Raw genomic sequence first — 26,353 nt, 5'->3', positions numbered from 1 at the left:
ACCCTACTGGGACGCCACCGCCTTCGCGGATGCGGCGCCGGGCACCTGCTCGCGCACGACGCCGACCGTCTCGATCGCCACTCCCGCGCTGCTGGCCTCGGTGTACGAGAGCACCGGCAGCCCGTCGGTCTGCGCGGACACCAGCCGCCGCACCGCGACCCGCAGGCTCGGCGCGCACACCAGGACCGTCTCGCCGCCGTCACCGGCCGCGGCGGCCGTCTGCTTCACCGAGGCGATGACCGCCTCCATCCGATCCGGCTCCAGCACGATGTGCGAGCCGTCCTCGGCCGTGCGCATGCCCTCGAGCAGTGCCTGCTCCAGCAGCGGCGCGAACATGATCACCCGGAGCGTGCCGGCCTCGGCGAAGCGCGCCCCGACCGCCGGCCCGAGCGCCGCGCGAGCGGACTCGGTCAGCCCCTCCGGCTCGGTCGAGACCCGAGCGCGCAGGGCGAGCGCCTCGTAGATGCGGGCCAGGTCGTTGATCGGGAGGCGCTCGGCGAGCAGCCCCTGCAGCACCCGCTGGATCTCGGCGAGCGAGAGCAGCGACGGGGTGAGCTCCTCGACGGCGGCGGGGGAGACCTGCTTGAGGGCATCCGTCATCTGTCGCACGTCCTCGCGACTGAGAAGGCGGTCCGCGGCGGACTGGATGACGCTGGACAGGTGCGTGACGATGACGCTGGCGCGGTCGATCACGGTGGCCCCGGCGACCTCGGCGCTGTGCCGCATCTGCGCCGGGATCCACTTGCCCGGCAGCCCGAACACCGGATCGTGCACGGCCGAGCCGGGCAGCGTGTCCAGCCCCTGGCCGAGCGCGAGCACCGATCCGGCCGGTGCGGTGCCGCGGCCGGTCTCGACCCCCGCGACGCGGATGACGTAGCTGGAGGGGCCGAGCTCGACGCTGTCCCGGGTGCGCACGGGCGGCACGACCAGGCCCAGCTCGAGCGCGATCCGGCGGCGCAGCGCCTTCACCCGCGCCAGCAGATCGTCCGGGCCGCCCACCACGAGGTCGACGATGTCGGGCGCCAGCAGGATCTCGAGCGGGTGCACCCGCATCCGGTCCAGCAGCTCGTCCGTCCCCTCGGCGGCCGGCGCGACGGCCGCCGGCTCGGCGGCGGCGGCCCGGCGGGCCTGGCCGGCCTTGACCCGCTGCGAGGCCAGCAGCAGCAGGGCGCCGATCGTGGCGAACGGCAGCATCGGCATCCCCGGGATGAGCGCGAGCGCGATGGCGGCGCCCCCGGCGATCGCGAGGGCGTGCCGCGACTGCCCGAGCTGGGCGGATGCCGCCTGCCCGATCTCGGTGTCGGCGCCCGAGCGGGTCACGATCATGCCGGTGGACACGGCCATCAGCAGGGCGGGGATCTGGGTGACCAGGCCGTCGCCGATCGTGAGCAGCGTGTAGGTGCTGACCGCCTCGTCGATCGACAGCCCGCGCTGGACCATGCCGATCGCGATGCCGCCGACGATGTTGATGATGATGATCACGAGCCCGGCGATCGCGTCGCCCTTGACGAACTTCGAGGCGCCGTCCATCGCGCCGTAGAAGTCGGCCTCGGCGGCGACCTCGGCCCGCCGCTCCCGTGCCTGCACGTCGGTGATGAGCCCCGCGTTCAGGTCGGCGTCGATGGCCATCTGCTTGCCGGGCATGGCATCCAGGGTGAAGCGCGCGCCGACCTCGGCCACGCGCTCCGAGCCCTTGGTGACCACCACGAACTGGATCACCACGAGGATGAGGAACACGACGGCGCCGATGATCAGCGATCCGCCCACCGCGATCTGCCCGAACGCCTCGATCACCTGCCCGGCGTACGCCTCGCCGAGCACCAGCCGGGTCGAGGCCACGTTCAGGCCGAGGCGGAACAGCGTCGCCACCAGAAGCAGCGACGGGAACACCGAGAAGTCGAGCGGCTTCTTGACGAACATCGTCGTCAGCAGGACGACCAGCGCGAACATGATGTTCAGGATGATCAGCGTGTCCAGCAGCAGCGGGACGATGGGCACCACCAGCAGCATCAGGATGCCGACCACGCCGATCGGCACGGCGAGCTTGCGCAGCAGGTCTTTCATGCGGTCCTCCTCTTGGGAAGGGAGTGGATGCCGCGGGCAGCTCCCCGCCGACGCAGGGCGTCGACGAACACGAGCACATGCGCCACGGCGGTGTACAGGTCTTCCGGGATCTCCTGGCCGAGCTCGCACGCGGCGTGCAGGGCGCGGGCGAGCGGGATGTCGCGGATCAGCGGGATCGCGGCATCCGTCGCCTTGTCGCGGATGCGCTCGGCCATCACCCCGCTGCCCTTCGCGACGACCCGCGGGGCGGACTTGCCCGGCTCGTAGCGCAGCGCCACAGCGATGTGCGTGGGGTTGACCACGACGACATCCGCGTCGGCGACGGCGCTGATCATCCGGTTGCGGCTCATCGCGAGCTGGCGCGAACGGCGCTGCTGGCGCACGAGCGGGTCGCCCTCGGTGTTCTTGCTGTCGTCCTTGACCTCGCGCTTGGTCATGCGCGTGTGCTTCATGTTGCGGCGCATCACGACGAACACGTCGAGCGCCGCAAGCGCCAGGCCGACGCCGACCGTGGCCTGCAGGAGCGCCGCCGTGCCGTCGGCGGCCGTGTCGAGCAGGAGCGCGACGGAGTGGGCGCCGCTGGCGGCCAGCACCGGCATCAGCCCGGCGATCACCGCCCACACCGCGATCGCGATGGCGGCGGTCTTCAGCAGCGCCTTCGCGCCCTCCCACAGTGCCTGTGCGCCCAGCAGCCGCTTCATCCCGCTCACCAGGTCGAACTGCTGGAACCGTCCGGTCGGCAGCCGCAGGTGCACGCCGCCCTGCGCGACCGAGCCAACCAGGGTGACGATGCTCACGGTGGCCAGCAGCGGCCCCAGCGTGGCCAGCACCGAGCCGAGTCCGCGGCCGAGAGCGCTGATCGCGGCGGCCGGCGTGGGGTCGCGCATGACCGCGCTCAGCACGATCATCTGCTCGGTGCCGGCGGAGGCCCCGGCCGCGATGGCGGCGGGCATGCACAGGGCCGCCGCCCCGATGCCCAGCCAGGCGGTCAGGTCCTGGCTGCGCGACAGCTTGCCCTTCTGCCGCGCCTCGCGCAGGCGACGGTCGGTGGCCTTCTCGCTGCGCTCGCCGCTGTCGGTGCCGCTCATCGTCCCGCCCCCCGCATCATGCGCAGCGCGTCCGAGCCGAGCGACTCGACGATGTGCGGGAGGGCGAGGTAGACCGCACCGGCGAGCACCAGGGTCAGCAGCACCTTCACCGGCATGCCGAGCGCGAACGCGTTCAGCGCGGGAGCCCCGCGGGTGACGAGGCCCAGCGCGACGTCGGCCAGGAACAGCACGAGGATGAGCGGGCCGGCGATCTGGATGGCCGCCAGCAGCATCTGCGACAGACCGTCCACGAGCAGGCGGGCGGATGCCGCGACCGCGAACGGGCCGTCGACCGGCACGGCGGTGAAGCTGCGGGTCAGCCCGGCGATGATCAGCTGGTAGCCGCCCGAGGTGAACAGCAGGACCAGCGCCGTCATCTGGAACAGCCGGGCGAACTGGGCGCCGTTCACCTGCGCCTGCGGGTCGAACATCTGGGCCACCTGGAAGCCGCCGAACACGTCGATCAGCCCGCCGGCCGCCTGGACCGCCGAGAAGCAGAGCAGCACCAGGAAGCCGAGCAGCGCCCCGATGATCAGCTGCAGCACCAGGGCCCCGAGGAACGGCCCGGTGTCGAGGTTCTGGTACCCGGGTGCGACCGTGCCGCTCACGGCGAGGGCGAGCCCGACCGCGAGCATGCCCTTGATGCGCGCCGGGATCGCGCCGTACGAGAACGGCGGGGCGATGAACAGGAACGCGGTGATGCGCACGGCGGCCAGCATCGTCACCTCGAGCCAGGCGAAGTCGACGGGGATGTGCACGTCATCCCCCCGACAGCAGGGTGGGGATGCGGGTGAACATCTCGTTCGTGAACGAGATCATCTCGGTGATCATCCAGTTGCCCGCCACCAGCAGAGCGATGCCGACGGCGATCGCCTTCGGCACGAACGAGAGCGTGACCTCCTGCACCTGCGTGATGGACTGCAGCAGCGAGATCGCGAAGCCCACCACGAGTGCGGTCACGAGGATGGGAGCGGCCAGCTTCGCCGCGATGACGAGCGCCTGCGCGCCGATGTCGAGGGCGGCTTCGGGGCTCATCCGCCGCCTCCGTAGCTCTCCAGCAGCGACCGCACGATCAGACCCCAGCCGTCCACGAGGATGAACAGCAGGATCTTGAACGGCAGCGAGATCATCACCGGCGGCAGCATCATCATGCCCATCGACATCAGCGCCGCGGCCACGACCAGGTCGATGACCAGGAACGGCACGAAGATCACGAACCCGATCACGAACGCGGCGCGCAGCTCGGAGATCATGAACGCGGGGATGAGCGTGTGCAGCGGGACGCTCTGCGGATCGGCCGGGTTGGCCACCCCCGCCGCCCGTGACATGAGCGCGAGGTCCTCCCCACGCGTGTACGACAGCATCCAGTCCCGCAGCGGTCCCTGGCCGACGTCGATCGCCTGCGCGAACGTGAGGGTGCCGTCCACATACGGCTGCACGGCGACCTGATTGATGTCGGTGAGCACCGGCCACATGATGAACAGCGACAGGAACAGGGCGAGCCCGGCGAGCACCTGGTTGGGCGGGATGGTCGGCAGCGACAGGGCGTTGCGGGTCATCGCCAGCACCACGAAGATCTTCGTGAACGACGACATCATCAGCAGCAGGGCCGGGGCGACCGACAGCAGCGTGATCCCGAGCAGGGCCAGGATCGAGGCGGAGGGCGAGCCGTCGTCGCCGTTGATGTCGATCGTGATGCCGCTGGGCGGCGGGGTGGGCGGCGTCGGGTCGACGACCGCGGCGTGCGCGGGGGTGCCGATGGTCATCGCGAGGATGCCGCCGACCACGATCACGCCGGCGATCAGCAGCGTCCAGCGCAGGGTGCGCCGCCCGCGGGATGCCGGGCGGCCGACGCTGCGGCCGGCACCGATGCCGCGCGGCCACAGGCCGCCCAGCGTCGTCAGCGACGCGAACGGGCTGAGGGGCGGACGCCCGGCCGCGGCGCGTTCAGCGGAGAGGAGGACGGACGCGGACGGCGCAGCCGCGCGGCGATCGGCGCGCAGCGGGAGGGAGGTCGCGGCATCCGTGGTCGAGGCGGCGGTGAGGATGCTGTCGAACGACGCGATCGCGGCGGGGCCCTGCGCGCGGGTGGGCGCGCTGCGGCGCAGCTCGATCGATGCCGGCTCGTCCGCGGCGAGCGGGGTCGCCGGCAGCCGATCCACGACGCTGACACCGTGCTCGGTGACCCCGAGCACGTAGCGGGCGTCCTCGGTCTGGACGATGACCAGCTGGGCCTTCGACCCCAGCGCCTGGCGGCCGAGCACGGTGACCTTCTGCTCGGCGCGGCGGCGCGTTCCGGCACCTGCCGTGCGACGCGAGAGCCGGCGCTGCAGGTACCAGAGCGCGCCGAGCACCGCCGCCAGCGATACGGCGACGCGCAGCGCCAGCAGCAGGTCTTCCAGCTCAGACCTCGGCGTTCTCGAGGATGCGGGTGATCCGCACCGCGTAGTCCTGATCGACCACGACGATCTCGCCGTGGGCGATGATCCGGCCGTTGAGCTTGACGTCGGCGGGCGCGCCGGCCGAGCGATCCAGCTCGACGATGCGGCCGGGCTCCAGGTCGAGCACGTCACGCACGGCCATGCGGGTGCGGCCGATCTCCACGGTCAGCTCCATCTCGACGCCGGCGATGCGGTGCAGCCGCCGAGAAGGCGTCGAGGCGTGGCCGGCGGTGTCGGCGGTGTGGGTGATCCGCACCGCGAGCCGCCCGATCGCGCGACCGCTCTCGTCCTGCAGGTCGAAGACCTGGGCGAGCGGGTGCGCGAAGATGCGGGAGGCGTCCTCGACGCTGGCCTCGCCCAGGGTCCCGGGGCCGAGGGCGGCGACCGCGGCGGCCATCGCCCCGTGCAGCCGGTCGGGCAGGGGGGCCTCGAGCAGGCCGTCGATCAGGGACTCCTGGTCGAGGATCTGCACGGCCAGCTGCGCGCTCGTCTCGCCGATGTAGCTGACGACGACGGCCTCGCCGGTGTCGCCGGACGCCTGGGCGGCGCGTGCGGTGACCGGGACGGCCGTCGGCAGGGTGGCCGCGAACGCGGCGGCGACGGCGGCTTCGTGGGCGGTGGTGCTGGTCACGGGGACTCCTCGGCGGGATCGGGCGCGGTCGCGGTGATGACGCAGGCCAGCCGGGCGCCGCTGGTGCCGGCGGCCGCGGTGGCCATCAGATGGTCGTCGGTGACCAGGTCGAGCGGCCGGTCGGCCGCGTGGGGGAACGAGATGACGTCGCCGACCATCAGGCCGAGGACCTCCTGCGGCAGCACCGTGCGCGGGGCGAGCCGCAGCGCGACCTCGACCGGCGTGGCCTCGACCTGCCGGCGCAGCAGCCCGGGTGCGGCCGCATCGGTCCGGTCCGGGTTCTGCGAGGTCAGGCTCTCCAGGACGACGGATGCCGGAAGCATGACGCTGGCCGGGATGGTGCGGTCGCCCAGGCGCATCGAGAAGCGCACGACGATGACCAGGTCACTGGCCGCCGCCACCTGGGCGAACTGCGAGCTGTACTGGATGCCGGCGATCGAGAGGGCGGGCAGCAGCCCGCCGAGTGAATTCGTGAGATTGTCGGCGGCATCCGTCATCAGCGCGCGCACGAGGGCCTGCTCGATCGGGCTGAACGGCCGCTCCTCGGGCTGGGCGACCGGCTTGCCGCCCACCATCTGCACGATCCACGAGATGGCCGCCGACAGCGGGAACTGCAGGATGACGCGCTCGTCCGATTCAGGCAGGGCGCACACCACCATGGTGGTGGTGGCGGGCAGCGAGTCGGCGTACTCGTCGTAGGTCTGCATGGTCACCAGCTCGACCGACACGTGCGTGCGCACGCCGATCTTCGCCGACAGCTGGGACGCCCACTGGCGCGAGAACGTCTCGAACGCGAGCTCGAGCAGGCGCGCGTGCTCGCGCGACAGGGTCGCCGGACGACCGAAGTCGTAGACCTCGACCTCGATGGACGCCCCGGCCTCTGCAGGGACGTCGAGGGGCGCACTCGTCTCGATCACCACGCCCTCGACTATCGGGCGGCGACCGGCGTGCGTAAGGCGGCGCGGGAGTGGGATCAGAGCGGCTTCTGCGCTGCTTGCAACTGCGGCAGCAGCCGGCGCACCTCCTCCTGGGCATCGGAGAGCACGACGATGTCCACCCGGCGGTTCTGGGCCAGGGCGGCGGCGCTGGATCCGGTGGCGACCGGGTGCGCGTCGCCGAAGCCCACCGACTTGACGCGCCCGGGATCCAGGCCGCGGTCCTCGACCAGATACCGCAGCACCTGGGTGGATCGTCCCGCCGACAGCTCCCAGTTCGTGGGGAACGGGGCGGCGGCGGTGCGCCGATCGGCGTGACCTTCGACCGAGATCTGATGCGTGACATCCACCAGCACACCGCCCAGCGCATCGAGCACGTGGATGGCCTTCGGCGAGAGCCTGGTGCTGTTGGTGGCGAAATAGGTGTCGGCGCTGACCAGGCCGATCGTCAGCCCGCGTTCGTCGATCGTCAGGGTGGCGGTGCGCTCCAGCCCCTCCTTCTTCAGCGCCTCGCGCAGCCGGTCGCGCAGGGCCGAGAGCTCATCGAACTCGGCGCGCGCCTCGGCGATCGCGATGTCGGCAAAGCCGACGGCGTCCTCATCCAGCAGCTCTGCCGGCACGACCACGCCCTCTGCGGCATCCACCGTCTTCGACGCCTCCTGGCCGAAGCCGGTCGCGAGCGAGTTGCTCAGTGCGACGAACTTCTCCGCGTCGACGGTGGACATCGCGAACAGCACGATGAACATGCACATCAGCACCGTGACCATGTCGAGGTACGACGCCATCCAGCGCTCGTCCGGGCCGTGGTGCTCCTCCGGCGCCGCCCGGCGCCGGCGCCGCGTGCTCATGGGGACGTCACCGGACTCGCGGTCGGCTCGCCGGCCGCGCGCCGCTCGGGCGCGGGCTTCTTCTCGGCCTTCTCGGTCGGGCGCTGCGAGACCATTGCGCGCAGCCGCTCGCTCACCAGCTTCGGCGGCGAACCGGCCTGCACCGCCAGCATCCCCTCCATCAGCAGCGTCATCCGCTCCAGCTCGAGCTCGCCCAGCCGCTGCAGCCGACCGCCGATCGGCAGCCAGATGAAGTTCGCCGAGAGCAGGCCCCACAGGGTCGCCACGAACGCGGCGGCGATCATCGGCCCGAGCGTGTCGGGGCTGTCGAGGTTCTCCAGGACGTGCGTGAGCGAGACGACCGTGCCGATGATGCCGACGGTGGGGGCGAACCCGCCCAGGGTCGAATAGAACTTGGATGCCGCGCGGTTGCGCGCCGCGGTGGACGCGATCTCGTCCTCCCACACGATGCGCAGCTCCTCGGCATCCGTGCCGTCGGCGATGCCCTGCAGCGCCTGCCGGACGAACGGGTCGTCCTCGTCCGGGACGGCCTGCTCGAGGGCGAGCAGGCCCTCGGCGCGCGCCTTCTCGGCGTACGCGACGACGGTCGCGATCATGCTGTGGGCGGTGCGCTTGTCGCCGCGGAACGCACGGGGCAGCGACTTGACCGCGAACACCGCGTCGCGCAGGGTGCCGCTGGCGATGCCGACGGCGATCGTCGCGCCGAACACCAGCACCATGGGGGCGGGCAGCAGCAGCGCCGAGACCGAGCCGCCCTCCAGCCCGATCATGGCCAGAAGCCCGCCGAAGGCGAGGACCAGCCCGATGATGAATGCGGGATCCATCAGCGCACCCCCTCGGAGCCGGCCGGGTGGTGTTCGGCGTGCTGCGGGGCGGTGTCCTGCGGGGCGGTGTCCTGCGGGGCGGTGTCCTGCGCGGCCGTGTGCTGCGGGGCGGTGTCCTGCGGGGCGGTGTCCTGCGGCCATGCGGCGGCGGTGGCGAGCACCCGGGCGCGGAAGCGGGTGATCTGCTCGATCACCTCGTCCATCGTCTCGGTCACCACGAACGTGGCCCCGTCGACGAGGGTGATGGTGGTGTCCGGTGCGGCCTGGATCCGCTCGACCAGGTCGGGGTTCACCGCGAACCGAGTGCGGTTCAAGCGCGTGACGACGATCATCGGTCTTCCATCCTGGAGAGTGTGCGCCGCCCTGTACGGGGTGGCAGCGGGCGGTCCTTCCTGGACCGTCACACAGGACTTTCGGCACTCGGGTGCGGTTGGTTAGGCGTGTGGGGCGCTCAGTGCTTCTCGCTGTCGATCTGCTTCTCGCTGTCGAACTCCGGCCCGGTGAGGCTGCCACGGTGAAGACGCGGATGCGTGGCGCGCCAGCCAGGCCGTCCGCCAGATCGGCAACCGCCTCATCCCAGCAGCTGTCGCCGTAGCGCGTCGCGGGCGCGGTGGAGTGATCCGGGCGTGGGGCGCCATTGCCGGGTGGGATCGATGGCCGCGGGGGCGCGGACGTGGGGAACGCCGTCGCTCATCCGGATCTCCCAGCCGCTGGTGTCGATGGTGCGGTGGTGGTACCAGCAGAGCGGAACGCCGCTGTCGACGTGGGTGGGTCCGCCGCGTGCGTGTTCTTCGACGTGGTGCACTTCGCACCAGGCTGCCGGGACCTGACCGCCGGGGATGATGCAGGCTCCGTCGCGGGCGGTGATGGCCCGGCGCTGCTGGCCGGTGAAGCCGCGCTGGGGGGTACCGAGTTCGATATCCGGCCGTCGGTGTTGAAGATGAGGCGTTGGATGCCGCCGCAGCAGGCGACGTGGCGGGCGACGAGGGCGGGGACGGTGCTGTCGGTTCCGTCGATGAATGCGACCCCGTCGTCACGGTCGAGTTCGTCGGCGGCAATGGTCACCAGCAGGGTGGGTGGCAGTCCGCCGAGGGTCGGGCTTTCGGCGGAGCGGGCGGCGACTCCGAGGATGGTGGCCAGCACGTCGTGCAGTTTCTGCTCGTGGGTGCGGGTGTCCCGCGGCTCGTCTCCGTCGGCCCCGGCGTCGGCGCTGTCGGGTGCCGGGCGGAACCGGACGCCGGGGTCGTCCGTGCGGTCTTCGACGCGCGGATTCAGCTGTGCGTCGGCGAGGCGTTGGAACTGGGCGGCGACGTCGGGCAGCAGATTCCCGGTGACCGGGACGATCCCGTCGCGTTCCCGGCCGAGCCGGAACCCGCGTCGGCGCAGCGCGCGTTCGTCGTCGGGGAGGGTGCCGTCGGGGTCGAGCACGAGGGCCCACACCTTCGCCTGGATGCGGGTGTCATCCGCCGAGCACGCCGGGGCGCCGTCAGGGGCGGCGCCGATCGCTGCGGCGACCAGTTCGTGCTCGGCGGCGGCCAGATGGGTCGGGTCGCACCGGTCGGCGAGGGGAGCGAGGGCGGTGACGATCGCGGTCACACTGTCGACCGCTATCGCCCCGTCGCTCAGTGCGTCGCGCACCGCCGGGAACCGGGCAGGAAGAGGTTCACCGGTCAGTGTCGTGCGAGTCGCGATCGCGTGCGCGTGCTGGATCCGGACGCGCGCGCTGGTCCCACCGATCCCCGTGAGCCGGGTCAGCAGATCAGCGGCATTCATGCACCCGGCCCGGGCGGAGAGCCGTTCCTCGCCGAGTTCGGTGCGGGACCGGTCATCGAGCTCGCCGGCCGCGGTGACCCGCAGTGCGTCCACGCGTCGCCCGAGTGACTCGGTGACCCTCGTGAACGCAACGAGTTCGTCGTCGGTCATCACCCGCCCGACGTCCTCATCGAGGGCGTTTCGCACGTCGCCGTCCAGCAGGTCGTCGAGGTGCGTGAGCGCCTCGATCAGGTCTGCCGGTGACGTGTTCATCCTCCCATCATGCCGGCCACCTCCGACATCGACGGAGACGGGAATGGCCGGTCATGGGTGTTTTCTGTGGATAACTCTCCCGGCACGTCGCCTGTGGAGGAACCGATGCGAGCGTCTGCCATCGACGGCGCATCCGGATGCGTCAGCGCTTCAGGTTCGTCAGCTCCTGGAGCACCTCGTCGCTGGTGGTGATGATGCGCGCGTTCGCCTGGAACCCGCGCTGCGCGACGATGAGGTTGGTGAACTCCTGCGACAGGTCGACGTTGGACATCTCCAGGGCGCCGCTGACGATCTTGCCCATGCCGTCGGCGCCGGCGGTGCCGAGCGTCGGCTGGCCGGAGTTGACGCTGGGCACGTACTGCGACGAGCCCGTCTTCTCCAGTCCGCCCGGGTTCGTGAAGGTCGCCAGCGCGACGCGGGCGAGCACCTGCGTCTCGCCGTTGCTGAACGTGCCGATGAGGCTCCCGTCATCCGACAGCGCGTACGACAGCAGGGTGCCGGCGGGTTCGCCGTTCTGCGTGTCGAAGGCGACGGTGTTCACATCGGCGAAGCCGGTGACCGTCGTCAGGTCGACCGTGACGCCCCCCGAGACCAGCGTGCCGCCGCCGGTCAGCTTCCCGTCGGTGAAGGCCAGCGAGGCGGTCCCGCCGGCGCCGTCCGCGACATCCCATCCACCGGCGGTGCGGGTGAACGTCAGCGCGAGCATCGTGCTGCCGCCCTCGGCGTCGTAGACGCGGACGTCGCGGACCAGCTGGTCGCCGACCGCGGTCTCGGCCGGGAGGTTGCCGGTGACCGTCGCGCCGGTCGTCGGAGTGGCCGGCAGGGTCGCATCGACGGGCAGGCGGATGTCTCCGACTCCCTGTCCCGGCCGGATGACGCCGTTCTGGGCGGTCCAGCCCTGGACGAGCGCGCCGTCGGCGCTGACGAGCCGGGCGTTCGCGTCGAACGTGAACCCGCCATTGCGGGTGTAGCGGGTCTCGGCCCCCGAGCGCACGACGAAGAAGCCGTCGCCGGCGATCATCAGGTCGGTCGGCACGCCGGTGGACTGCGACGCGCCCTGGGCGAAGTTGGTGCTGATGCCGGCCACCTGCACGCCGAGTCCGACCTGGGCGGGGTTGGAGCCGCCGGATCCGGACTGGGGCAGCGTGGAGTTCTTCACCAGCTGTGACAGCGAATCCTGGAACTGCACGGATGACGCCTTGAAGCCGGTCGTGTTGACGTTGGCGATGTTGTTGCCGGTGACATCGAGCATGGTCTGGTGGGAACGCAGGCCCGAGATGCCGGAGTAGAGCGAACGGAGCATGGTGGTGCCTTTCTTGGGGGTCAGGAGGTGAGGGACAGGCCGGAGACGGCATCCAGCGGGATGCTGGCGTCTCCGATCGTGAGCTGCGGGACGGCGCCGGCGAACGAGATGGCGCTGACCTTGCCGGTCTGCTCGACGCCGTCGGCGTCGAGGTACTGCGCCTGCTGCCCGATCAGGGCGGCGGCGGTCTGGCGCATGCTGAGCGCGAAGCCCTCGGACGAGGTGGTGGCCAGCGCCGTGAGCTGCTCCATGGACGCGAGCTGGGTGGTCTGCCCGATCATCTCGTTCGTGTTCATCGGCGAGCTCGGGTCCTGGTTCGCCAGCTGGGTGACCAGCAGCTTCAGGAACACCTCGGAATCCAGCGTCTGCTTGCGCTCGGTGGTGGGTCCGGTGCTGCCGGTGTAGAGGCCGGTGGGGGCCACAGGGTCGATGGTGGTCATGATGTCCTTCCGCGTCAGGCGAAGATGTCGATCCCGGTCGAGGTCAGGCTGTCGGCCGAGGGGCGCGCCGGCCGGGCTGTCGGGGCGTCGTCGGGTCGGCGGTCCGGGTCGGCGGCACCGGGCCGTCCCTGTCCGGGCGCGCCGCCGGTCGGACCCGATGAGCCGCCTCCGGCCTGCCCGCCTCCGGCCTGCCCGCCTCCGAGCTGCCCGCCTCCGCCGCCGGCTGGGGCATCCCCGTTGGAGACGCTGATCGAGGCCTGCGGGGCGGTGCCGGCCAGGTCTCGGCGCAGATCGGTGATGATGGCGCGCAGGGCGTCGCGTCCGATGTCGGTGGGCGCGTGCAGCTCGATCCGCACGACGCCGTCGGAGACGTGCGCGCGCACGGTGACGGGCCCGAGGTTGTCGGGCGAGACCGTGAGCGTGATGCGGTGGTCGCCGTTCGGCGCCTGCGCGAGCGCGAGCACCGGCGCCGAGACCTGCGGCGCCAGCCCGGCCCGTGCGGCGGCCGGTGCGGCGGTCGGCGCAGCGGCGGGTGCGACGGTCGCGGCAGGGGCCGGCAGCGGCGGAGCGGCGACCGGAGCAGCCGCGCCGTTCGCCGAGTCGGCGAAGGTGGGGGATGCGGGCCGGGTCGGATCGGTCGACGTGGCGATCCGGCTGTGCGCGCTGGATGCCGCGGTCTGGCCGGTCGGTGGGAGGTCGCCCGGCGACCGGCCAGGCGCAGGCATCGCGGTCGCCGGCGCAAGCCCGGTCGCCGGCGGAGGCCCCAATGCCGGCGCAAGCCCGGTCGCCGGCGAGGCGGCGGCATCCACGGTCGTGACAGGCGCGGGCGCGGCGGCGGATACCGGGGACTGCCCGCCCGGTGTCGTGGGTGAGCTCGGTGTCAGGGGCGACGTCTGTGCTGTCGCGCCCGTGGGCGGAGGCGTCGTTCCTTGTGTGGCGGCGGCTGAGACCATGGCGGCATCCGTGCTGGTTGCGGTGGGTGTACCGGATGTGGTGCGTGTGCCGGTCGCGTCGGGTCCGTCGTCGCCGACCGGGCTGCCGCCGAGGGGAGCGCCGCCGACCAGGCTGCCGCCGAGGGGAGCGCCGCCGACCAGGCTGCCGCCGAGGGGAGCGCCGCCGACCAGGCTGCCGCCCACCAGGCTCGCCAGGATGAGGCCCGCCGTGGGATCCCCAGGCACGAGGCCAGGCATGAGATCCCCGGGCACGGAACCGGATACGGCGCCGCCCCGCACCGCGGATACCGCATCCGTCGCAGCATCCGCCTCGCCCGTGTCACCGGGGTCGGTGGTCTCGTCACCGGGGGTCGACGGAGAACCGGAGCCGCGGGCATGCCCGGGGCGGTCGTTCGGCGGGGATCCGACGACGCCGCGCACGGCGTCGTCGAACGCCGCGGCCGCGGCCGGGTCGCCCGTGGCGGGCGCAGACGCCGCGGTGCGCGGGCCGGTCGCCGCCGGGCCGGCGATGAGACTCGCGATGCTCACGCGGCCACCTCCTCGTCCGAGCCGAGGGGAATTGCCGAAGAGAGGGCCGAATGGGCCGATTCGCTCCTCGCCTCGGCAGATTTCCTCGCCCGAGCCGAGGGCCACCGGCCACCGGCCCCGGAGACACCCGCCGCGACACCCCGCAGCCCGCTCATGCGTCCTCCGCCCGCATCCGCAGGGCGATCTCGTCGAGCTCGACCTGTTCCGCGCGCAGCTCGTCCGCGCGCACCTGCCGGAGGTGGGCCTGCGCCAGCTTCTCCAGCCCCCGCACCTCGCGGCGCCGGGCGTCGTGCGCAGTGCGCGCGGTCCGGACCTCCTGCTGCTGCAGCGCAGACAGCGCCGACACATCGGCGAGCATGGCACGCGCCGACGCGCGGGATGCCGCGAGGGCGGCCAGCGACGCGGAGTCCATGGTCTCCGGGTCGGCACCCCCCAGCGCCGCGCGCAGCCGCCGGTCGCGGGCTGCGGTCTGATTCGCCTCGACGGCCGCGCGGGACAGCCGCTGCGCCGCCTCGCGCTCCTGCACGCTGCGCACCCGGAGCAGTCCCGCCAGCGAGAACGATCGGCTCATCCGACACCTCCGAAGCTCGACACCAGCGCGGCCAGTCGCCGCCACGATTCCTCCGCCGGGCTGGTCTCGCCCAGGCCCTGGGTGAGGAAGTCCGAGATCTCGCGCTCATGCGCGATCGCGGCATCCACCCGGGCATTCGCGCCGGAGTGGTAGGCGCCGATGTCGATCAGATCGTTCGCGCTGCGTCGGGCCGCGAGCACCGCGCGCATCGTCGTCACCAGCGCGCGCTGATCGGCCGAGGCGACCTTGCCGGCCACCCGCGACACCGAGCCGAGGACGTCGATGGCCGGGTGATGCCCGGTCAGCGCGAGTGCGCGATCGAGCACGATGTGCCCGTCGAGGATGGACCGGACCGCGTCGGCGATGGGCTCGTTGTGGTCGTCGCCGTCCACGAGCACGGTGTAGATCCCGGTGACCGAGCCGTGCCGGTCGGTGCCGGCGCGCTCCAGCAGCCGGGCCAGCAGCGCGAACGTCGACGGCGGGTATCCGCGGGTGGCCGGCGGCTCGCCGGCGGACAGCCCGATCTCGCGCTGCGCCATCGCGACGCGGGTCAGCGAGTCCATCATCAGGATGGCGTGCGCCCCCTCGTCGCGGAACGACTCGGCGATCCTGGTGGCCGTGAACGCGGCCCGCAGGCGGGCCATGGCGGGCTGATCGGATGTCGAGACCACCACGACCGCGCGCTCCAGCCCCTCCGGGCCGAGGTCGTCGTCGATGAACTCGCGCACCTCGCGGCCGCGCTCGCCGACCAGGGCGATGACGGCGGCGTCCGCCTCGGTTCCCCGCGCGATCATCGACAGCAGCGAGGACTTGCCGACCCCCGACCCGGCGAACAGGCCGACCCGCTGGCCCTGGCCGATCGTGGTGAGCGTGTCGATGGCCCGCACGCCCAGGGGCAGCGGCGCGGCGATGCGGTCCCGGCCCATCACCGACGGGGGCTCGTGGTCGAGCCCGACCCGGGGCGCTGTGACCGGCCCGCGGCCGTCGATCGGCCGACCGAGCCCGTCGACCACCCGGCCGAGCAGGGCGCGCCCGATCGGCACGCGCAGCGGCCCGCCCAGGGCGCGGACCGGCGCGCCCACCATCAGCCCGTCGGGCGGGGCCAGCGGCATGCAGCGCAGCCCGTCGTCTCCGGTGGCGACGACCTCGGCGTGCCGGCCGTCGGCCAGCGAGACCAGGTCGCCGACCGCGCACTCCAGTCCGCGCACCTGCACGCTCAGTCCGCGCACCTGCGAGATCCGCCCCACGCGCTCGGGCCGGGCGGCCTGAACGACCGCGCCCCAGGCGCTCACGTCGTCGCCTCCGCGATCGCGCGGCGCGCCCGCTCCAGGGCCGCGCCGACTCGCGCGTCGACGTGCCCCTCGTCCAGGACGGCGACGGCATCCCCCGGCGCGAGGTCCGCGTCCGCGGTGAGCACGACGCCATCGGGACGGATGTCGAGGCGAGCCAGGGTGGCCAGGTCGTCCGGGTGCAGCCGCAGCTCGCGAACCTCGGCGGCGTCGTCGGTGCCCAGCGCGCGGCGCACCGCGGCCCGGGCGGATGTCTCGCCGTCGGCCAGTTCGCCCGCCAGAAGCACCGTCGCCAGCTCCACGGCGTGCGCGAAGACCTGCGCCTGCGTCGCCGCAGTGAGCTCGCGCGTGCGCCGGGTCAGCGCGGCGGCCGCCGTCTGCAGCATCGCCACGGCCTCGGGCACCCGGCGGGCCGCCTCGGCGTCCGCCGCGGCGCGGTGCGCCCGTGCGGTCTCGGTCTCGGCCTCGGTCGCCAGCGCCGCCGCCCGGAACCCGGCCGCGTGCCCGGCGACGAATCCGTGCCGGCGCGCACGTTCGCGCTCGGCCTCGAGGTCGGCGTCGTGCAGGCGCGGGAAGACGGCGGGGGCGAAGGCGTCAGCTGACATATTCGTCCTCGTCCGAACGGCGCACCATGATGTCGCCGGATGACTCCAGCGCCCGGATGGTGCGCACGATCTCGGCCCGCGCCTCTTCGACCTGCGACATCCGCACCGGCCCGAGGGCGCGCGTCTCGTCGTCGAGCACCTCGCGGTTGCGCTCGGACACGTTGCCGCGGATGAGCTCGACGATCGCGGGCTGGGCGCCCTTCAGTGCGAGGGCGAGGGCGCGGATGTCGATGCCGCGCAGCACGCGCTGCGCGTCGCGGTCCTCGAGCCGGACGATGTCGGCGAACGTGAACATGCGCGAGCGGATGTCTTCGGCCAGCGCGCTGTCGCGCGCCTCGATGCTGGCCAGCAGCGCCTTCTCGGTGGTGGCGTCCGAGCTGTTGATGATCTCCACGAGCGGCTCGACGCCGCCGAGCATCTCCGGCGTCTCGCGAGTGGCGAACACCCCGGTGCGGGCGCGCAGCGCGTCGCTGACGATCGCGATCGCCTCCTGCGTGGCGGTGCCCATCGTGGCGATGGACTGGGCGACGTCGGTGCGTGCGGGATCGGGCAGTGCCGCCAGCACGGTGGCGGCCTGCTCGGCCGGCAGGTGCGCCAGCACGAGCGCCACGGTCTGCGGCAGCTCGCCGTCCAGCAGGGTCGCAAGCTCCGCGGGAGCGGCCGCGGCGAGGAAGTCGAAGGCCGCGCTCGCCTTCGTCGCAGTCACCCGGCCGAGGACGCTCGCGGCCCGCTCGGAGCCGAGGGATGCCTCCAGCAGCCGCGCGGCGATGTCACGGCCGCCGCGCCCCGGCGGGAGGTGGCCGGAGGCGAGCCGATGGAACTCGCCCAGCGCGCGGGCGGTGGTCTCGGCATCCAGCTGCCGCATGGCGACGATCTCGGCCGCGAGGGCCTCGGCCTCGGACTCGGACAGATGCTTCATCACCTCGACGGCGTGGGCGCCGTCGAGGTTGAGGACGACGACGGCGGCGGTCTGCCGCCCGGTCAGCACGGTCATGCGTCCTGCCGTTCGTCCAGCAGGCTGCGCAGCAGCTCGGCGGTGCGCCGCGGATCCTGCCGGGCGAACGCGTCGATCTCGCCGCGGCGGCGCTCGAGGCTGACCTGCGCGGGCTCGAGTTCGTGCTCGGGATCGGGCTGCTCCGGCGCGGGCTCGGGGTCGGTGAACTCCAGCGTCGCGACCGGGGCCGGCTCGAGCCGCTCGGTCGCCGCGGCCGCCGGTGCGCCCAGCAGCGAGCGCGGACGCCCGTCCAGCAGGGGCACGTACTCGGGCTCGTCCTCGTCGTCCGCACGCCGACGCGCGCGCACGATCAGCGCGATGACCGCGATCAGGAGGGGGAGGGCGACCGCCCCGGCGATGATCATGGTGTTGCGCAGCGTGGCGGCACGGGCGGCCTCCTCCGCCTCCTTCGCCGCGCGCAGGGCCTCCTGCGCCGCGGTCGCCTCGGTCTGGCTGAACGGGACGAACTCCACCGCGACCGTGTCGCCGCGCTTCTGGTCGATGCCCGCGGCCGTCGCGATCAGCCCGCGCAGCTGATCGGCGTCGACGCTGCCGGCGGCGGTCGCGTCCACGGCCACCGAGACGGACTGGCGCCGCAGCTCTCCGGCCGGGGTCGTGGTGGTCTGCACCGACTTGTTCACGACGTTGTTGCGGGTCACCTCGGTGGTCTGGCTCTCGCCGCCGGCGTCGCCCGACGGCACGGCGATGTTGTCCGGCCCCAGCACCCCGGCGTCGCTCGCGCTGCCCTTGGATGTCTGGGTCTTGGTCTGCTCGTTCGCCGGTGGCGCGCCCTCGGCGGGCGTGTACGTCTCGTCCTGGCGCTGGTTCGACGAGTGGTCGATCTCGGCGGCGACGGTGACGGTCGCGTTGCCCACGCCGACCACCGAGTCGAGCATCTTCTGCACGCTCGCCGCGATCCGGGTCTCGTAGTCGCCCGCCTGCTCGTCGACGCTGCCGGCGGTGCCGGCACCGACCGCCGACAGCGTGTGCCCGGCCTGGTCGACGACGGCGACGTTCTCGGGCTTGAGCCCGCTGACCGCCGCCGAGGTCAGGTGCACGATCGCCTCGACCTTCTGCGCCGACAGAGTCGAGCGGTCGCCGAGCTCGACGAACACCGACGCCGTCGGGTCCTTCGTCTCGGAGACGAAGACGCTCTCCTCGGGGATGGCGAGCTTCACCGATGCCGCCGTCACCCCGTCCATGGACGAGATGGTGGCGGCGAGCTCGCCCTCGATCGCTCGCTTGTAGGTGACGGATTGCTGGAACTCGGATGCCGTCACCCCCATCTCGTCCAGGAGGGTGTAGCCGCCGGAGCTGGCGGTGGGAAGGCCGGCGGATGCCGCGGCCAGGCGCTGGTCGTAGACGTCGTCCTTCGGCACCAGCACGGTCGCGCCCCCGTCGGCGAGTTCGTACGACACCGAGGACGAGCGCAGCTGCTCGACCACGGCGTTCGCGTCCGACGCGCTGAGCCCGGAGAACAGGGGTGTGTACTCCGGCCGGGACAGCCAGCTGAACAGCGCGACACCGCCGAGGACCACGGCGGCGAGCCCGATGATGGCGATCGTGCGCTGCGCGAGCGTGAAGCCCGCGATGAAGGCTCCGACGCGGCGCAGCGCGGTGGTGACGGGCTGGGGCATCAGGCCTGCATCCGCATGATCTCGTTGAACGCGTCGACGCCCTTGTTGCGCACGGCGCTGACCAGTTCGAGCGTGACCGCGGCGCGGGTGGAGGCGATCATCGCGGAGTGGATGTCATCCAGGTCGCCGGTCACCGCCGCCACGCTGAGCTGGTTGGCGGTCGTCTGCAGCCCGCGCAGGTCGTCGACGGCGCCGGCGAGGCTCGACGCGAAGCCGGAGTCGTCGCCGACGGCCGCGACGGCGGGAGTGGTCGTGGCCGGGGGAAGGGCGGCCGAGACGGCGCCGATGCCGGGGATGGAGCTCATCGGCCTCGTCCGATCTGCAGTGCGGATTCGTAGGTGGTGCGGGCCCGGTCCACGACGCCGGCGTTCGCCTCATAGCCGCGCTGGGCGAGGATGAGCTGAGCCATCTGGTCGCCCAGGTCGATGTCGGGGTAGCGCACGTAGCCGTCCGCGTCGGCCAGCGGGTTGTCCGGCTCCTGCACGAGGCGGCCCTCGGCATCCCCCAGCGCCGTGCCGGCCACGTACGCGCCGGGGGTGATCTCGCCCGCCGAGACGCGGACGTAGCGCTCGCGGAACGCGGTGTCGCCGGGCGCGACGGCCGTGTTGATGTTGGCGATGTTGTCGCTGAGCGCGTCCAGCCACTTGCGGTGGACGGTCAGGCCGGTGCCGGCGATGCCGATCGCGTCGAAGGTCATGAGGTGGTCCTCAGCGCCGTGCGGACCGCCGAGAACGAGCCGTCGACCGCCTGCGAGGCGAACTGGAAGCGCAGCATGGTGTCGATGCTGGACAGCGTCTCGGTGTCGAGGTTGACGTTGTTGCCGTCCAGCCGGGTCGGCTCGAGCGACTCGCCGACCGTCGCGGTCGCGCTCCCGTCACCGGCTGCGACGGAGGCGGCCAGCGCGTCCTCGAACTGCACGCGCTTGGCGTGGTAGTCGGGGGTGTTGATGTTGGCGATGTTGTCGGCGATCGTGCGCTGCCGCAGCGAGAGCCCGTTCAGCGCGCTGGTCAGCGCCGAGATGGTCACAGAATCGAGCACGGCCCCGTCTCCCGATGTCGAGTCGGTCAGTGGCGGCCGTTCCCTGGCCGAGTGTCGAGCGATCCCTGCTCGCGGTGCTCTATCGGCGGCCCGGAGCGATACGTTAGACGGCTCTCATAAATCTCTTTTGGGTCGATCTCCTACAGATCGAGGTCGAGCAGCGCCGGCGCATCGCCGCGCACCGGCGGGATGCGGCGCAGGGCGACGATCTCGCGGTGCAGCGCGTCCAGCTCGTCGTGCACCTCGCGGATGCGCTCTTGCTGTCGCGCCAAGAGCCGCCCCGCCCGTTCGGCGAGCTCGGGTGGCAGCGGGGTCGACGGCGGCGCCCACGGCCGCACCGAAGCGTCGGCGCCCAGATCCTGCTCGAACCGCTCGAGCAGGGCCGGCCAGGCGGCATCCGTCATGCGGGCACGCCGCTCAGCTGCGCCGCGGCCTCGTGCCAGGCGTCGCGCAGCGGCGCGATCAGCTCATGGCACGTGTGCGTGCGGTCGGCGTCGCGGCCGATGTTCGCGCCGATGAGGGTCTGGGTGACGAAGGTGTACAGCGCGCGCAGCCCGTCGCTGCCGTCCCAGGCGTCGGTGAGCGAGCCGGACAGCTCGGCGACGATCGCCTGCGCGTGCTGCAGGTGGATGCCCGCGGCCGCCCAGTCGCCGGCCCGCTGCGCAGCCTCGCCGCGCTCGATGTCCAGCAGCAGGCGGTCGTAGAGCATCGTGACGAGCCGCTCCGGCGGGGCCGAGAGGACGGCGTCGTCGCGGTACCGCTGCTGGGCCCTCAGCGCGGCGTTCACGAGCTCGATCCGCTCTGCGAGGTGGAGAGACTGGCCAGCTGCGTGGTCAGGTACGAGGACTGCGACTGCATCTGCGAGAGCATCGTCTCCAGGTGCGCATACGTGCGCTGCAGTGACGCCTGGCGCTGCTCGAGCCGGACGTCCCAGCGGGCGATCTGGTCGCCGAGCGCCTTCACCTCGCTCTGCTGTCCGACGATGCGCGTGGTCAGCAGCCCGTCGTACTTGTCGGAGTACCGCTCGGACACATCCTGCACGCGGGCGGCGATGCCGGTGAACATCGCCTCGGCGGCCGCGGGGTCGGCGGCCGCGGCGTCGGCGAACTTCTCGCTGTCGAACGAGAGCACCCCGTAGCGGTCGATGGAGATCCCCATGGTCGAGGGCGAGACGCCGTCCACCGGGTGCTGGATCGCGTCGGCGACCGCCTGGCGCAGTGCGCGCACGGTGCTGTCGCCGGTGAACACGCCGAGCGTGGTGGTGCCGCCGGCGGCATCGGCGACCGTGGCGGTGGATCCCTTGTCGATGCGACTGAGGATCGAGGCGACCTGCGTGATGAAGTCGCCGACGGTCTTGGTGCGCGCGGCGTCGTCGACGCCCACGCCGATCGAGACCGGCTCGGCGGATGCCGCGGCGACCGTCACGTCGACGCCCGGAAACAGGCCGGTGAACGTGTTCCCGGACGAGGTGACGACCTGCTCGGCGGCCGTCCCCGCCCACAGCCGCAGCTGTGCGTCGCTGCCGACCGTCACCACCGCGCCCCCCGGTGCGGTGGTGATGTCGGCGGCGGTCCCGGCGGCGGCAGCGCCGAGATCGCCGCGGAGGACGCGGAACGCTCCCGCCTCCCCGGTCTCGTCCGCCGTCAGCTGCAGCCGGTAGGCCGGGCTGCCGTCGGCGTCGGCGCCGGCCCGGACGACGGTGGCGGTGATGCCGGCTCCGGCATCCGTGATGGCGCGGGCCACATCCTGCATCGACGTGGATGCGGCAGTGACCTCCACTCGCTCGCCGGCGGCGTTCTCGAGCGTGAGCACGGGCGGGTCGTCCGGCCAGGTGGCGGATGCCGCGGAGACGACGGTGTGCGCGCGGGCCACCTTGTCGACCACGATGTCGGCGGAGGTGGGCGCGGCGCCGGATCCCGCCGTGACGATGACGGCGGGGGAGGACGAGGTGGTCGTGAACTGCGCGAGAGCCGTGCCCGACGCGGCCTTCTTCGCCCGGTCGGCGAGGGATTGGATCGAGGCGTTGAGGGTCTGCAGCTGCGAGATGATGCCGCTCTTGTCGGTCTGCTTCGCCGACAGCAGGTTGCGCGGGATCGCCTCGACGTCCATCAGGGACTTGATCAGGGCCGTGGTGTCCAGGCCCGAGACGAGGCCGTCCAGGGAGAGTCCCATGGGTGTCCTTCCGCGTCAGGTGGGGGAGGGCGGCCCCGCGGTCACCCGCGGAGCCGCCCGGTGTCTCAGCGTGATCAGCGCAGCAGCTGCAGCACGCCCTGGTTGGCCTGGTTGGCCTGGGCGAGCATGGCCGTGCCGGCCTGCGACAGGATGTTCTTCGCCGTGAACTTGACCATCTCGGACGCCATGTCGGTGTCGCGGATCCGGCTCTCGGCGGCAGCCAGGTTCTCCGAGGAGACGTTGAGGCTGTTGATGGTCGACTCGAACCGGTTCTGTGCCGCACCGAGGCCCGCGCGGGCCGTCGAGACGGTGGTGATGGCGTCGCTGACGGTGGTGATCGTCGTGGCCGCCACCGTCGCGTCGGCGAAGCCGTCGGTGGTGACGATCGCCGTCTTCAGGTCGGTCGCGAGCGTCTTGATGTCGGCACCGCTCAGGTCGACGGAGATCTGGTTCGCGGCGGACCCGTCCGCACCGACCTGGAACGACAGCGAGGCGACGCTCCCGTCCAGCAGCTGGATGCCGTTGAAGTTCGTCGAGTCGGCGATGCGGCCGAGCTCATCGACCAGCCCCGTCACCTCCTGCGTGATGGCCGCGCGCGAGTCCACGTTGTTCGAGTCGTTTCCGGCCTGCACCGCGAGGTCGCGCACGCGCTGCAGGATGGAGTGGACCTCGGTCAGGGCGCCTTCCGCGGTCTGGATGACCGAGATGCCGTCCTGGGCGTTGCGGGCCGCGACGTTCAGGCCGTTGACCTGCGAGCGCAGGCCCTCGGAGATCGCCAGGCCCGCCGCGTCGTCCGCGGCCCGGTTGATGCGAAGGCCGCTCGAGAGCTTCTCGAGGGACTTCGACAGGTCGTTCTGCGTGTTCGACAGGTTGCGGTAGGCGTTCAGTGCCGACACGTTGGTGTTGATCTGCATACCCATGGTGTTTCTCCTCCGTGATGGGGTACCCGGGAGCCCATCCGTGGGCTTCCGAAGACAGCTATCGGCGCCGCATACGCCGTCGTTAGGCGCGCGTCGGGATCTCTCAGACGGCGACGGCCGTGCGCGGGCGCAGCGCGTTCGCCATCCGCGGGCCGCCGGCCTCGATCATCCGCGCGAAGAACGCCTCGCGCACGGATGCCGAGACCCGCGAGACCGGTTCGGGCCGGTCGCCGTCGGCGAAGAACTGGTCCAGCGCGTCGCGCAGCAGCCGCACGGCCTCGGAGCGCTGCTGTGAGACGGCGGAGTGCGAGACGCCGAGCTCGTCGGCGATCTCCTTGACCGGCCGCTCGTCGATGTAGACGGCCTGCACGATGTGCCGCATCCGCTCGGGGAGGGCCCGGACGGCGCACTCCAGCACCTCGCGGCGCTCGGCCAGCAGTGCCGACTCCTCGGGGAGCGGGATGTCGCCGGCCAGATCCTGCGCGGATGGGTCGTCGAGGGTCGTGACCGTGCGCGCGGCGTCGGCCAGCGCGTCGCTGACGGTCTCGGCGGGCACGCCCATCGCGGTCGCGATCTCGGCGACCGTGGCGGTGCGGCCCAGCCCTGCCGTCAGGGTGTCGCGGACGGCGACGGTCTCTTTGATGCGCTTGCGGGTGCCGCGTGAGGCCCAGTCCATCGCGCGCATCTCGTCGGCGAAGGCGCCCAGCACGCGGCGTCGGGCGTAGGCGCCGAACGGCACGCCCAGGGTCGGGTCGAACGCGTCCGCCGCGGTCACCAGTGCCAGGGCGCCGACGGCGGCCAGCTCTTCGCGCGGCACGTTCGTGGCGCGCGCGTGGGTCTCGGCGGCGAGGTATCCGACCAGTGGCAGGTTGTCCTCGATCAGGCGGTTGCGCTCGGCTCGCGTCTGCATCTGGATGTCTCTCACTACTTGGCTGTCCCCCGACAGCTTCGGTGTCCCCAGATCACGACGGCTCCGGTTGGGAACCGACGATGCGACGCCTCTCCTTCTCCCCGCGATCGGGGAAAATGAGAAAACGCTCATCTTCGTGCATAACCATAGGGGAGAGTCGGTCGATAGGACAAGACGAACGCTGAAATCGGCGCGTCGCGACTGGGGATCACTGGGGAAGGAGGAGCCGATGGGAACGAACGAGTTGTCGATGCGGCTCTGGCATGAGCGTGAGCTGCTGGAGATGCTCCTGTTCAAACTCGAGGTCCAGCAGCTGCTGCTGGCCGCCGGAGACGGCCGCTGGATGCATTTCGCCACGCACGAGATCGAGCAGGTGCTGGACCGGCTGCGCACGACGGGCATCGCGCGCGTCGTCGATGCGGCGACGGTCGCCGAGGAGTGGGGGGCGCCCGAGGGCGCGACCCTGCGCGAGCTCGTCGAGCACGCCCCCACCGACCCGTGGCGCGACGTGTTCACCGATCACCTCCGAGTGCTGACCCAGCTCGTCGCCGAGATCGGACAGCTGCGCGACGTCAACGTGCAGCAGCTGACGTCGGTGATGCGCGCCACGCAGGAGACGATCGCCGGACTCGGCGCCGACACCGGCGAGTACACGACCCACGGCGGGCGCACGCGCGAGGACGCGGCCCGCATCATCGACACCGAGATGTGAGCGAGGGAGCATGTCCACCTTCAGCGGGCTGAACACCGCGGCATCCGGGCTCGCCGCCGCGCGTCGCGGGATGGATGTCGTCGGGCAGAACATCGCGAACCAGACCACCGACGGGTACACGCGGCAGCGCGTGAACACGCATGCGATCGCCGCGGTGGCCCAGGCCGGCCGGTTCTCGACCGGCGCCGTGCCGGGCCAGGGCGTGGCCGTCGACGGGATCGCCCGGCTGGGCGACGCGCTGCTGGATGCCCGGGTGCGCGACACCCTCGCCGCATCGGGCTTCTGGTCGACGCGGGCGCTGGCCGCCACCACGGCCGAGGCGGCGCTGGCCGAGCCGACCGCAGACGGCATGGCGGCCCGGCTGTCGGCGTTCTGGTCCGGATGGCAGGATCTCTCGAACGCCCCGGACTCCGGCGCCGCCGCCGCGGTCGTGCTCAGTTCGGCCCAGGAGCTGGCCGGCCGCCTCGCCGAGGGGTACCGCACCGTCGCCGGGCAGTGGAGCGACGCCCGGACGGGCGTTGACCGCACCGTGTCGCAGATCAACGGCGCGGCCGATCAGATCGCCGCGCTGAACCGCCAGATCCGGGATGCCGTGGCCTCCGGCCGCACCGCCAACGAGCTCATCGACCAGCGCGGCGTGCTCGCCCAGAACGTCGCCCGGATGGCCGGCGCGCGTGCGAGCGAGGAACCGGACGGCACCCTCACCGTCCGGGTCGACGGGAACGCGCTGGTGTCCGGCGCCCAGGCCCGGCACCTCGTCGTCAGCGGTCCGACCACGATCGACGGCGGGCAGCCGGTGACGCTGGGCTGGGAGGGGTCCGCGTTCCCGGTCGCGCTCGGCGACGGCGAACTCGGCGGGGCGCTCTCGGTGCTCGCGCCGGCCGGCCAGGGCGGACCGCTGGCCCAGCTCGCCGCCGCGTACAACACCGTCGCGACGACCCTCGCCGACCGGGTCAACGCGCAGCACCACCTGGGAGTGACGGCAGCCGGCACCGCCGGCGGCGATTTCTTCGCGCTGGCCGCGACCGGTCCGGCCGCGCTCGGGCTGAGCGTGGTGCCGACCTCGGGCGCCGATCTGGCCCTGGCCGCACCCGGCGCCGGCGCGTTCGACGCGACCAACGCCGACGCCATGTCGCAGCTCGGCACCGGCGACGGCTCGCCGGACGCCGTCTGGGCCGACCAGGTGCTCCGCTTCGGGGTGTCCACCGCCGGGGACGTGCAGCGCGCCCGGCTGTCCGAGACCTCGGCGGTGGCCGCGACCACTGCCCAGCAGTCGGTGGCGGCCGTCGACGGCGACGAGGAGACCCTCAGCCTGGTCACCTACCAGGCCGCCTACCAGGCATCCGCCCGCGTGCTCAGCGCCATCGACGAGGCGCTGGACGTGCTGATCAACAAGACCGGAATCGTCGGCCGATGAGAGAGGGA

29 protein-coding genes and 1 pseudogene are annotated in these 26,353 nt (G+C 72.4%); 2 read left to right on the top strand and 28 right to left on the bottom strand.

Features of this window, described 5'->3' with window-relative positions; genetic code table 11:
- Positions 1-3 precede the first annotated feature (3 nt).
- The 28 genes and pseudogenes from AC0L6F_RS07550 to AC0L6F_RS07415 form a co-directional block, all read right to left on the bottom strand.
- Entirely contained in the window at positions 4-2,064 is a 2,061-nt protein-coding gene (locus AC0L6F_RS07550) for a flagellar biosynthesis protein FlhA (RefSeq protein ID WP_473539771.1), read from the bottom strand.
- Positions 2,061-3,152, bottom strand: coding sequence for an EscU/YscU/HrcU family type III secretion system export apparatus switch protein (locus AC0L6F_RS07545; RefSeq protein WP_473539770.1), 1,092 nt, complete (start codon positions 3,150-3,152; stop codon positions 2,061-2,063). Before AC0L6F_RS07545 ends, AC0L6F_RS07550 begins: the two co-directional genes overlap by 4 nt.
- Positions 3,149-3,910, bottom strand: a complete 762-nt coding sequence (gene fliR, locus AC0L6F_RS07540; RefSeq protein ID WP_473539769.1) for a flagellar biosynthetic protein FliR — start codon at positions 3,908-3,910, stop codon at positions 3,149-3,151. Before fliR ends, AC0L6F_RS07545 begins: the two co-directional genes overlap by 4 nt.
- Before the next feature lies 1 nt (position 3,911).
- Positions 3,912-4,187, bottom strand: coding sequence for a flagellar biosynthesis protein FliQ (gene fliQ / locus AC0L6F_RS07535; RefSeq protein WP_274636018.1), 276 nt, complete (start codon positions 4,185-4,187; stop codon positions 3,912-3,914).
- Positions 4,184-4,918 (bottom strand): flagellar type III secretion system pore protein FliP, encoded by a 735-nt coding sequence (fliP, locus tag AC0L6F_RS07530; protein WP_473539977.1) that lies wholly within the window; start codon positions 4,916-4,918, stop codon positions 4,184-4,186. The genes fliQ and fliP overlap by 4 nt, the downstream gene beginning before the upstream one ends.
- Positions 4,919-5,206: 288 nt before the next feature.
- Positions 5,207-5,506, bottom strand: a pseudogene (locus AC0L6F_RS07525) (flagellar biosynthetic protein FliO); the annotation flags it as partial.
- A gap of 49 nt (positions 5,507-5,555) precedes the next feature.
- Complete coding sequence (gene fliN, locus AC0L6F_RS07520; protein WP_473539768.1) at positions 5,556-6,224, bottom strand: flagellar motor switch protein FliN; 669 nt, start codon at positions 6,222-6,224, stop codon at positions 5,556-5,558.
- Complete coding sequence (locus AC0L6F_RS07515; RefSeq protein WP_473539767.1) at positions 6,221-7,144, bottom strand: flagellar motor switch protein FliM; 924 nt, start codon at positions 7,142-7,144, stop codon at positions 6,221-6,223. Before AC0L6F_RS07515 ends, fliN begins: the two co-directional genes overlap by 4 nt.
- 53 nt (positions 7,145-7,197) lie before the next feature.
- Positions 7,198-8,007 carry an OmpA/MotB family protein gene (locus tag AC0L6F_RS07510; RefSeq protein ID WP_274636016.1) on the bottom strand — a complete coding sequence of 270 codons (810 nt, stop codon included), beginning with the start codon at positions 8,005-8,007 and terminating at the stop codon, positions 7,198-7,200.
- Positions 8,004-8,831: a motility protein A gene (locus AC0L6F_RS07505; RefSeq protein WP_274636015.1), complete on the bottom strand. Its 828-nt coding sequence runs from the start codon at positions 8,829-8,831 to the stop codon at positions 8,004-8,006. Before AC0L6F_RS07505 ends, AC0L6F_RS07510 begins: the two co-directional genes overlap by 4 nt.
- Complete coding sequence (locus tag AC0L6F_RS07500; protein WP_473539766.1) at positions 8,831-9,163, bottom strand: flagellar FlbD family protein; 333 nt, start codon at positions 9,161-9,163, stop codon at positions 8,831-8,833. The genes AC0L6F_RS07505 and AC0L6F_RS07500 overlap by 1 nt, the downstream gene beginning before the upstream one ends.
- A 358-nt stretch (positions 9,164-9,521) precedes the next feature.
- Positions 9,522-10,856, bottom strand: coding sequence for a DUF222 domain-containing protein (locus tag AC0L6F_RS07495; RefSeq protein WP_473539765.1), 1,335 nt, complete (start codon positions 10,854-10,856; stop codon positions 9,522-9,524).
- A 142-nt stretch (positions 10,857-10,998) separates the two neighbouring features.
- Positions 10,999-12,159: a flagellar hook protein FlgE gene (locus tag AC0L6F_RS07490; protein ID WP_473539764.1), complete on the bottom strand. Its 1,161-nt coding sequence runs from the start codon at positions 12,157-12,159 to the stop codon at positions 10,999-11,001.
- A gap of 20 nt (positions 12,160-12,179) precedes the next feature.
- Positions 12,180-12,599 (bottom strand): flagellar hook assembly protein FlgD, encoded by a 420-nt coding sequence (locus AC0L6F_RS07485; RefSeq protein ID WP_259612707.1) that lies wholly within the window; start codon positions 12,597-12,599, stop codon positions 12,180-12,182.
- 14 nt (positions 12,600-12,613) lie between these two features.
- Positions 12,614-14,080, bottom strand: a complete 1,467-nt coding sequence (locus AC0L6F_RS07480) for a flagellar hook-length control protein FliK (protein WP_473539763.1) — start codon at positions 14,078-14,080, stop codon at positions 12,614-12,616.
- Between the two features lie 151 nt (positions 14,081-14,231).
- A complete protein-coding gene (locus AC0L6F_RS07475) occupies positions 14,232-14,651 on the bottom strand; it encodes a hypothetical protein (protein ID WP_274636010.1) in 420 nt (139 codons plus the stop codon).
- Positions 14,648-15,943 (bottom strand): FliI/YscN family ATPase, encoded by a 1,296-nt coding sequence (locus AC0L6F_RS07470; protein ID WP_473539762.1) that lies wholly within the window; start codon positions 15,941-15,943, stop codon positions 14,648-14,650. Before AC0L6F_RS07470 ends, AC0L6F_RS07475 begins: the two co-directional genes overlap by 4 nt.
- A complete protein-coding gene (locus AC0L6F_RS07465; protein ID WP_473539761.1) occupies positions 15,940-16,545 on the bottom strand; it encodes a FliH/SctL family protein in 606 nt (201 codons plus the stop codon). The genes AC0L6F_RS07470 and AC0L6F_RS07465 overlap by 4 nt, the downstream gene beginning before the upstream one ends.
- Positions 16,535-17,539 (bottom strand): flagellar motor switch protein FliG, encoded by a 1,005-nt coding sequence (gene fliG, locus AC0L6F_RS07460; RefSeq protein WP_274636007.1) that lies wholly within the window; start codon positions 17,537-17,539, stop codon positions 16,535-16,537. The genes AC0L6F_RS07465 and fliG overlap by 11 nt, the downstream gene beginning before the upstream one ends.
- Positions 17,536-19,176 carry a flagellar basal-body MS-ring/collar protein FliF gene (gene fliF, locus AC0L6F_RS07455; protein WP_274636006.1) on the bottom strand — a complete coding sequence of 547 codons (1,641 nt, stop codon included), beginning with the start codon at positions 19,174-19,176 and terminating at the stop codon, positions 17,536-17,538. The genes fliG and fliF overlap by 4 nt, the downstream gene beginning before the upstream one ends.
- Positions 19,176-19,481 (bottom strand): flagellar hook-basal body complex protein FliE, encoded by a 306-nt coding sequence (gene fliE, locus AC0L6F_RS07450; RefSeq protein WP_473539760.1) that lies wholly within the window; start codon positions 19,479-19,481, stop codon positions 19,176-19,178. The genes fliF and fliE overlap by 1 nt, the downstream gene beginning before the upstream one ends.
- A complete protein-coding gene (locus AC0L6F_RS07445; protein WP_259612703.1) occupies positions 19,478-19,873 on the bottom strand; it encodes a flagellar basal body rod protein FlgC in 396 nt (131 codons plus the stop codon). Before AC0L6F_RS07445 ends, fliE begins: the two co-directional genes overlap by 4 nt.
- Positions 19,870-20,214, bottom strand: coding sequence for a flagellar basal body rod protein FlgB (flgB, locus tag AC0L6F_RS07440; protein ID WP_259612702.1), 345 nt, complete (start codon positions 20,212-20,214; stop codon positions 19,870-19,872). Before flgB ends, AC0L6F_RS07445 begins: the two co-directional genes overlap by 4 nt.
- A gap of 140 nt (positions 20,215-20,354) precedes the next feature.
- Positions 20,355-20,618 carry a hypothetical protein gene (locus AC0L6F_RS07435; protein WP_473539758.1) on the bottom strand — a complete coding sequence of 88 codons (264 nt, stop codon included), beginning with the start codon at positions 20,616-20,618 and terminating at the stop codon, positions 20,355-20,357.
- Positions 20,615-21,001, bottom strand: a complete 387-nt coding sequence (gene fliS, locus AC0L6F_RS07430; RefSeq protein ID WP_473539756.1) for a flagellar export chaperone FliS — start codon at positions 20,999-21,001, stop codon at positions 20,615-20,617. The genes AC0L6F_RS07435 and fliS overlap by 4 nt, the downstream gene beginning before the upstream one ends.
- Entirely contained in the window at positions 20,998-22,386 is a 1,389-nt protein-coding gene (fliD, locus tag AC0L6F_RS07425; RefSeq protein ID WP_473539755.1) for a flagellar filament capping protein FliD, read from the bottom strand. The genes fliS and fliD overlap by 4 nt, the downstream gene beginning before the upstream one ends.
- A 74-nt stretch (positions 22,387-22,460) precedes the next feature.
- Positions 22,461-23,306 (bottom strand): flagellin N-terminal helical domain-containing protein, encoded by an 846-nt coding sequence (locus AC0L6F_RS07420; protein WP_259612699.1) that lies wholly within the window; start codon positions 23,304-23,306, stop codon positions 22,461-22,463.
- A 103-nt stretch (positions 23,307-23,409) separates the two neighbouring features.
- Positions 23,410-24,216: a sigma-70 family RNA polymerase sigma factor gene (locus AC0L6F_RS07415; protein ID WP_473539753.1), complete on the bottom strand. Its 807-nt coding sequence runs from the start codon at positions 24,214-24,216 to the stop codon at positions 23,410-23,412.
- A gap of 229 nt (positions 24,217-24,445) precedes the next feature.
- Here AC0L6F_RS07415 and AC0L6F_RS07410 point away from each other — a divergent pair, with 229 nt between their 5' ends.
- Positions 24,446-24,928, top strand: a complete 483-nt coding sequence (locus AC0L6F_RS07410; protein ID WP_274636000.1) for a flagellar protein FlgN — start codon at positions 24,446-24,448, stop codon at positions 24,926-24,928.
- A 10-nt stretch (positions 24,929-24,938) separates the two neighbouring features.
- On the top strand, positions 24,939-26,345 hold the full coding sequence (gene flgK, locus AC0L6F_RS07405) for a flagellar hook-associated protein FlgK (protein ID WP_473539752.1): 1,407 nt from the start codon (positions 24,939-24,941) through the stop codon (positions 26,343-26,345).
- Positions 26,346-26,353: the final 8 nt, after the last annotated feature.

Source organism: Microbacterium sp. G2-16M, from assembly GCF_055809115.1.
The sequence above is the reverse complement of the archived record's forward strand: the minus strand, read 5'-3'. Positions and strand labels throughout refer to the sequence as shown.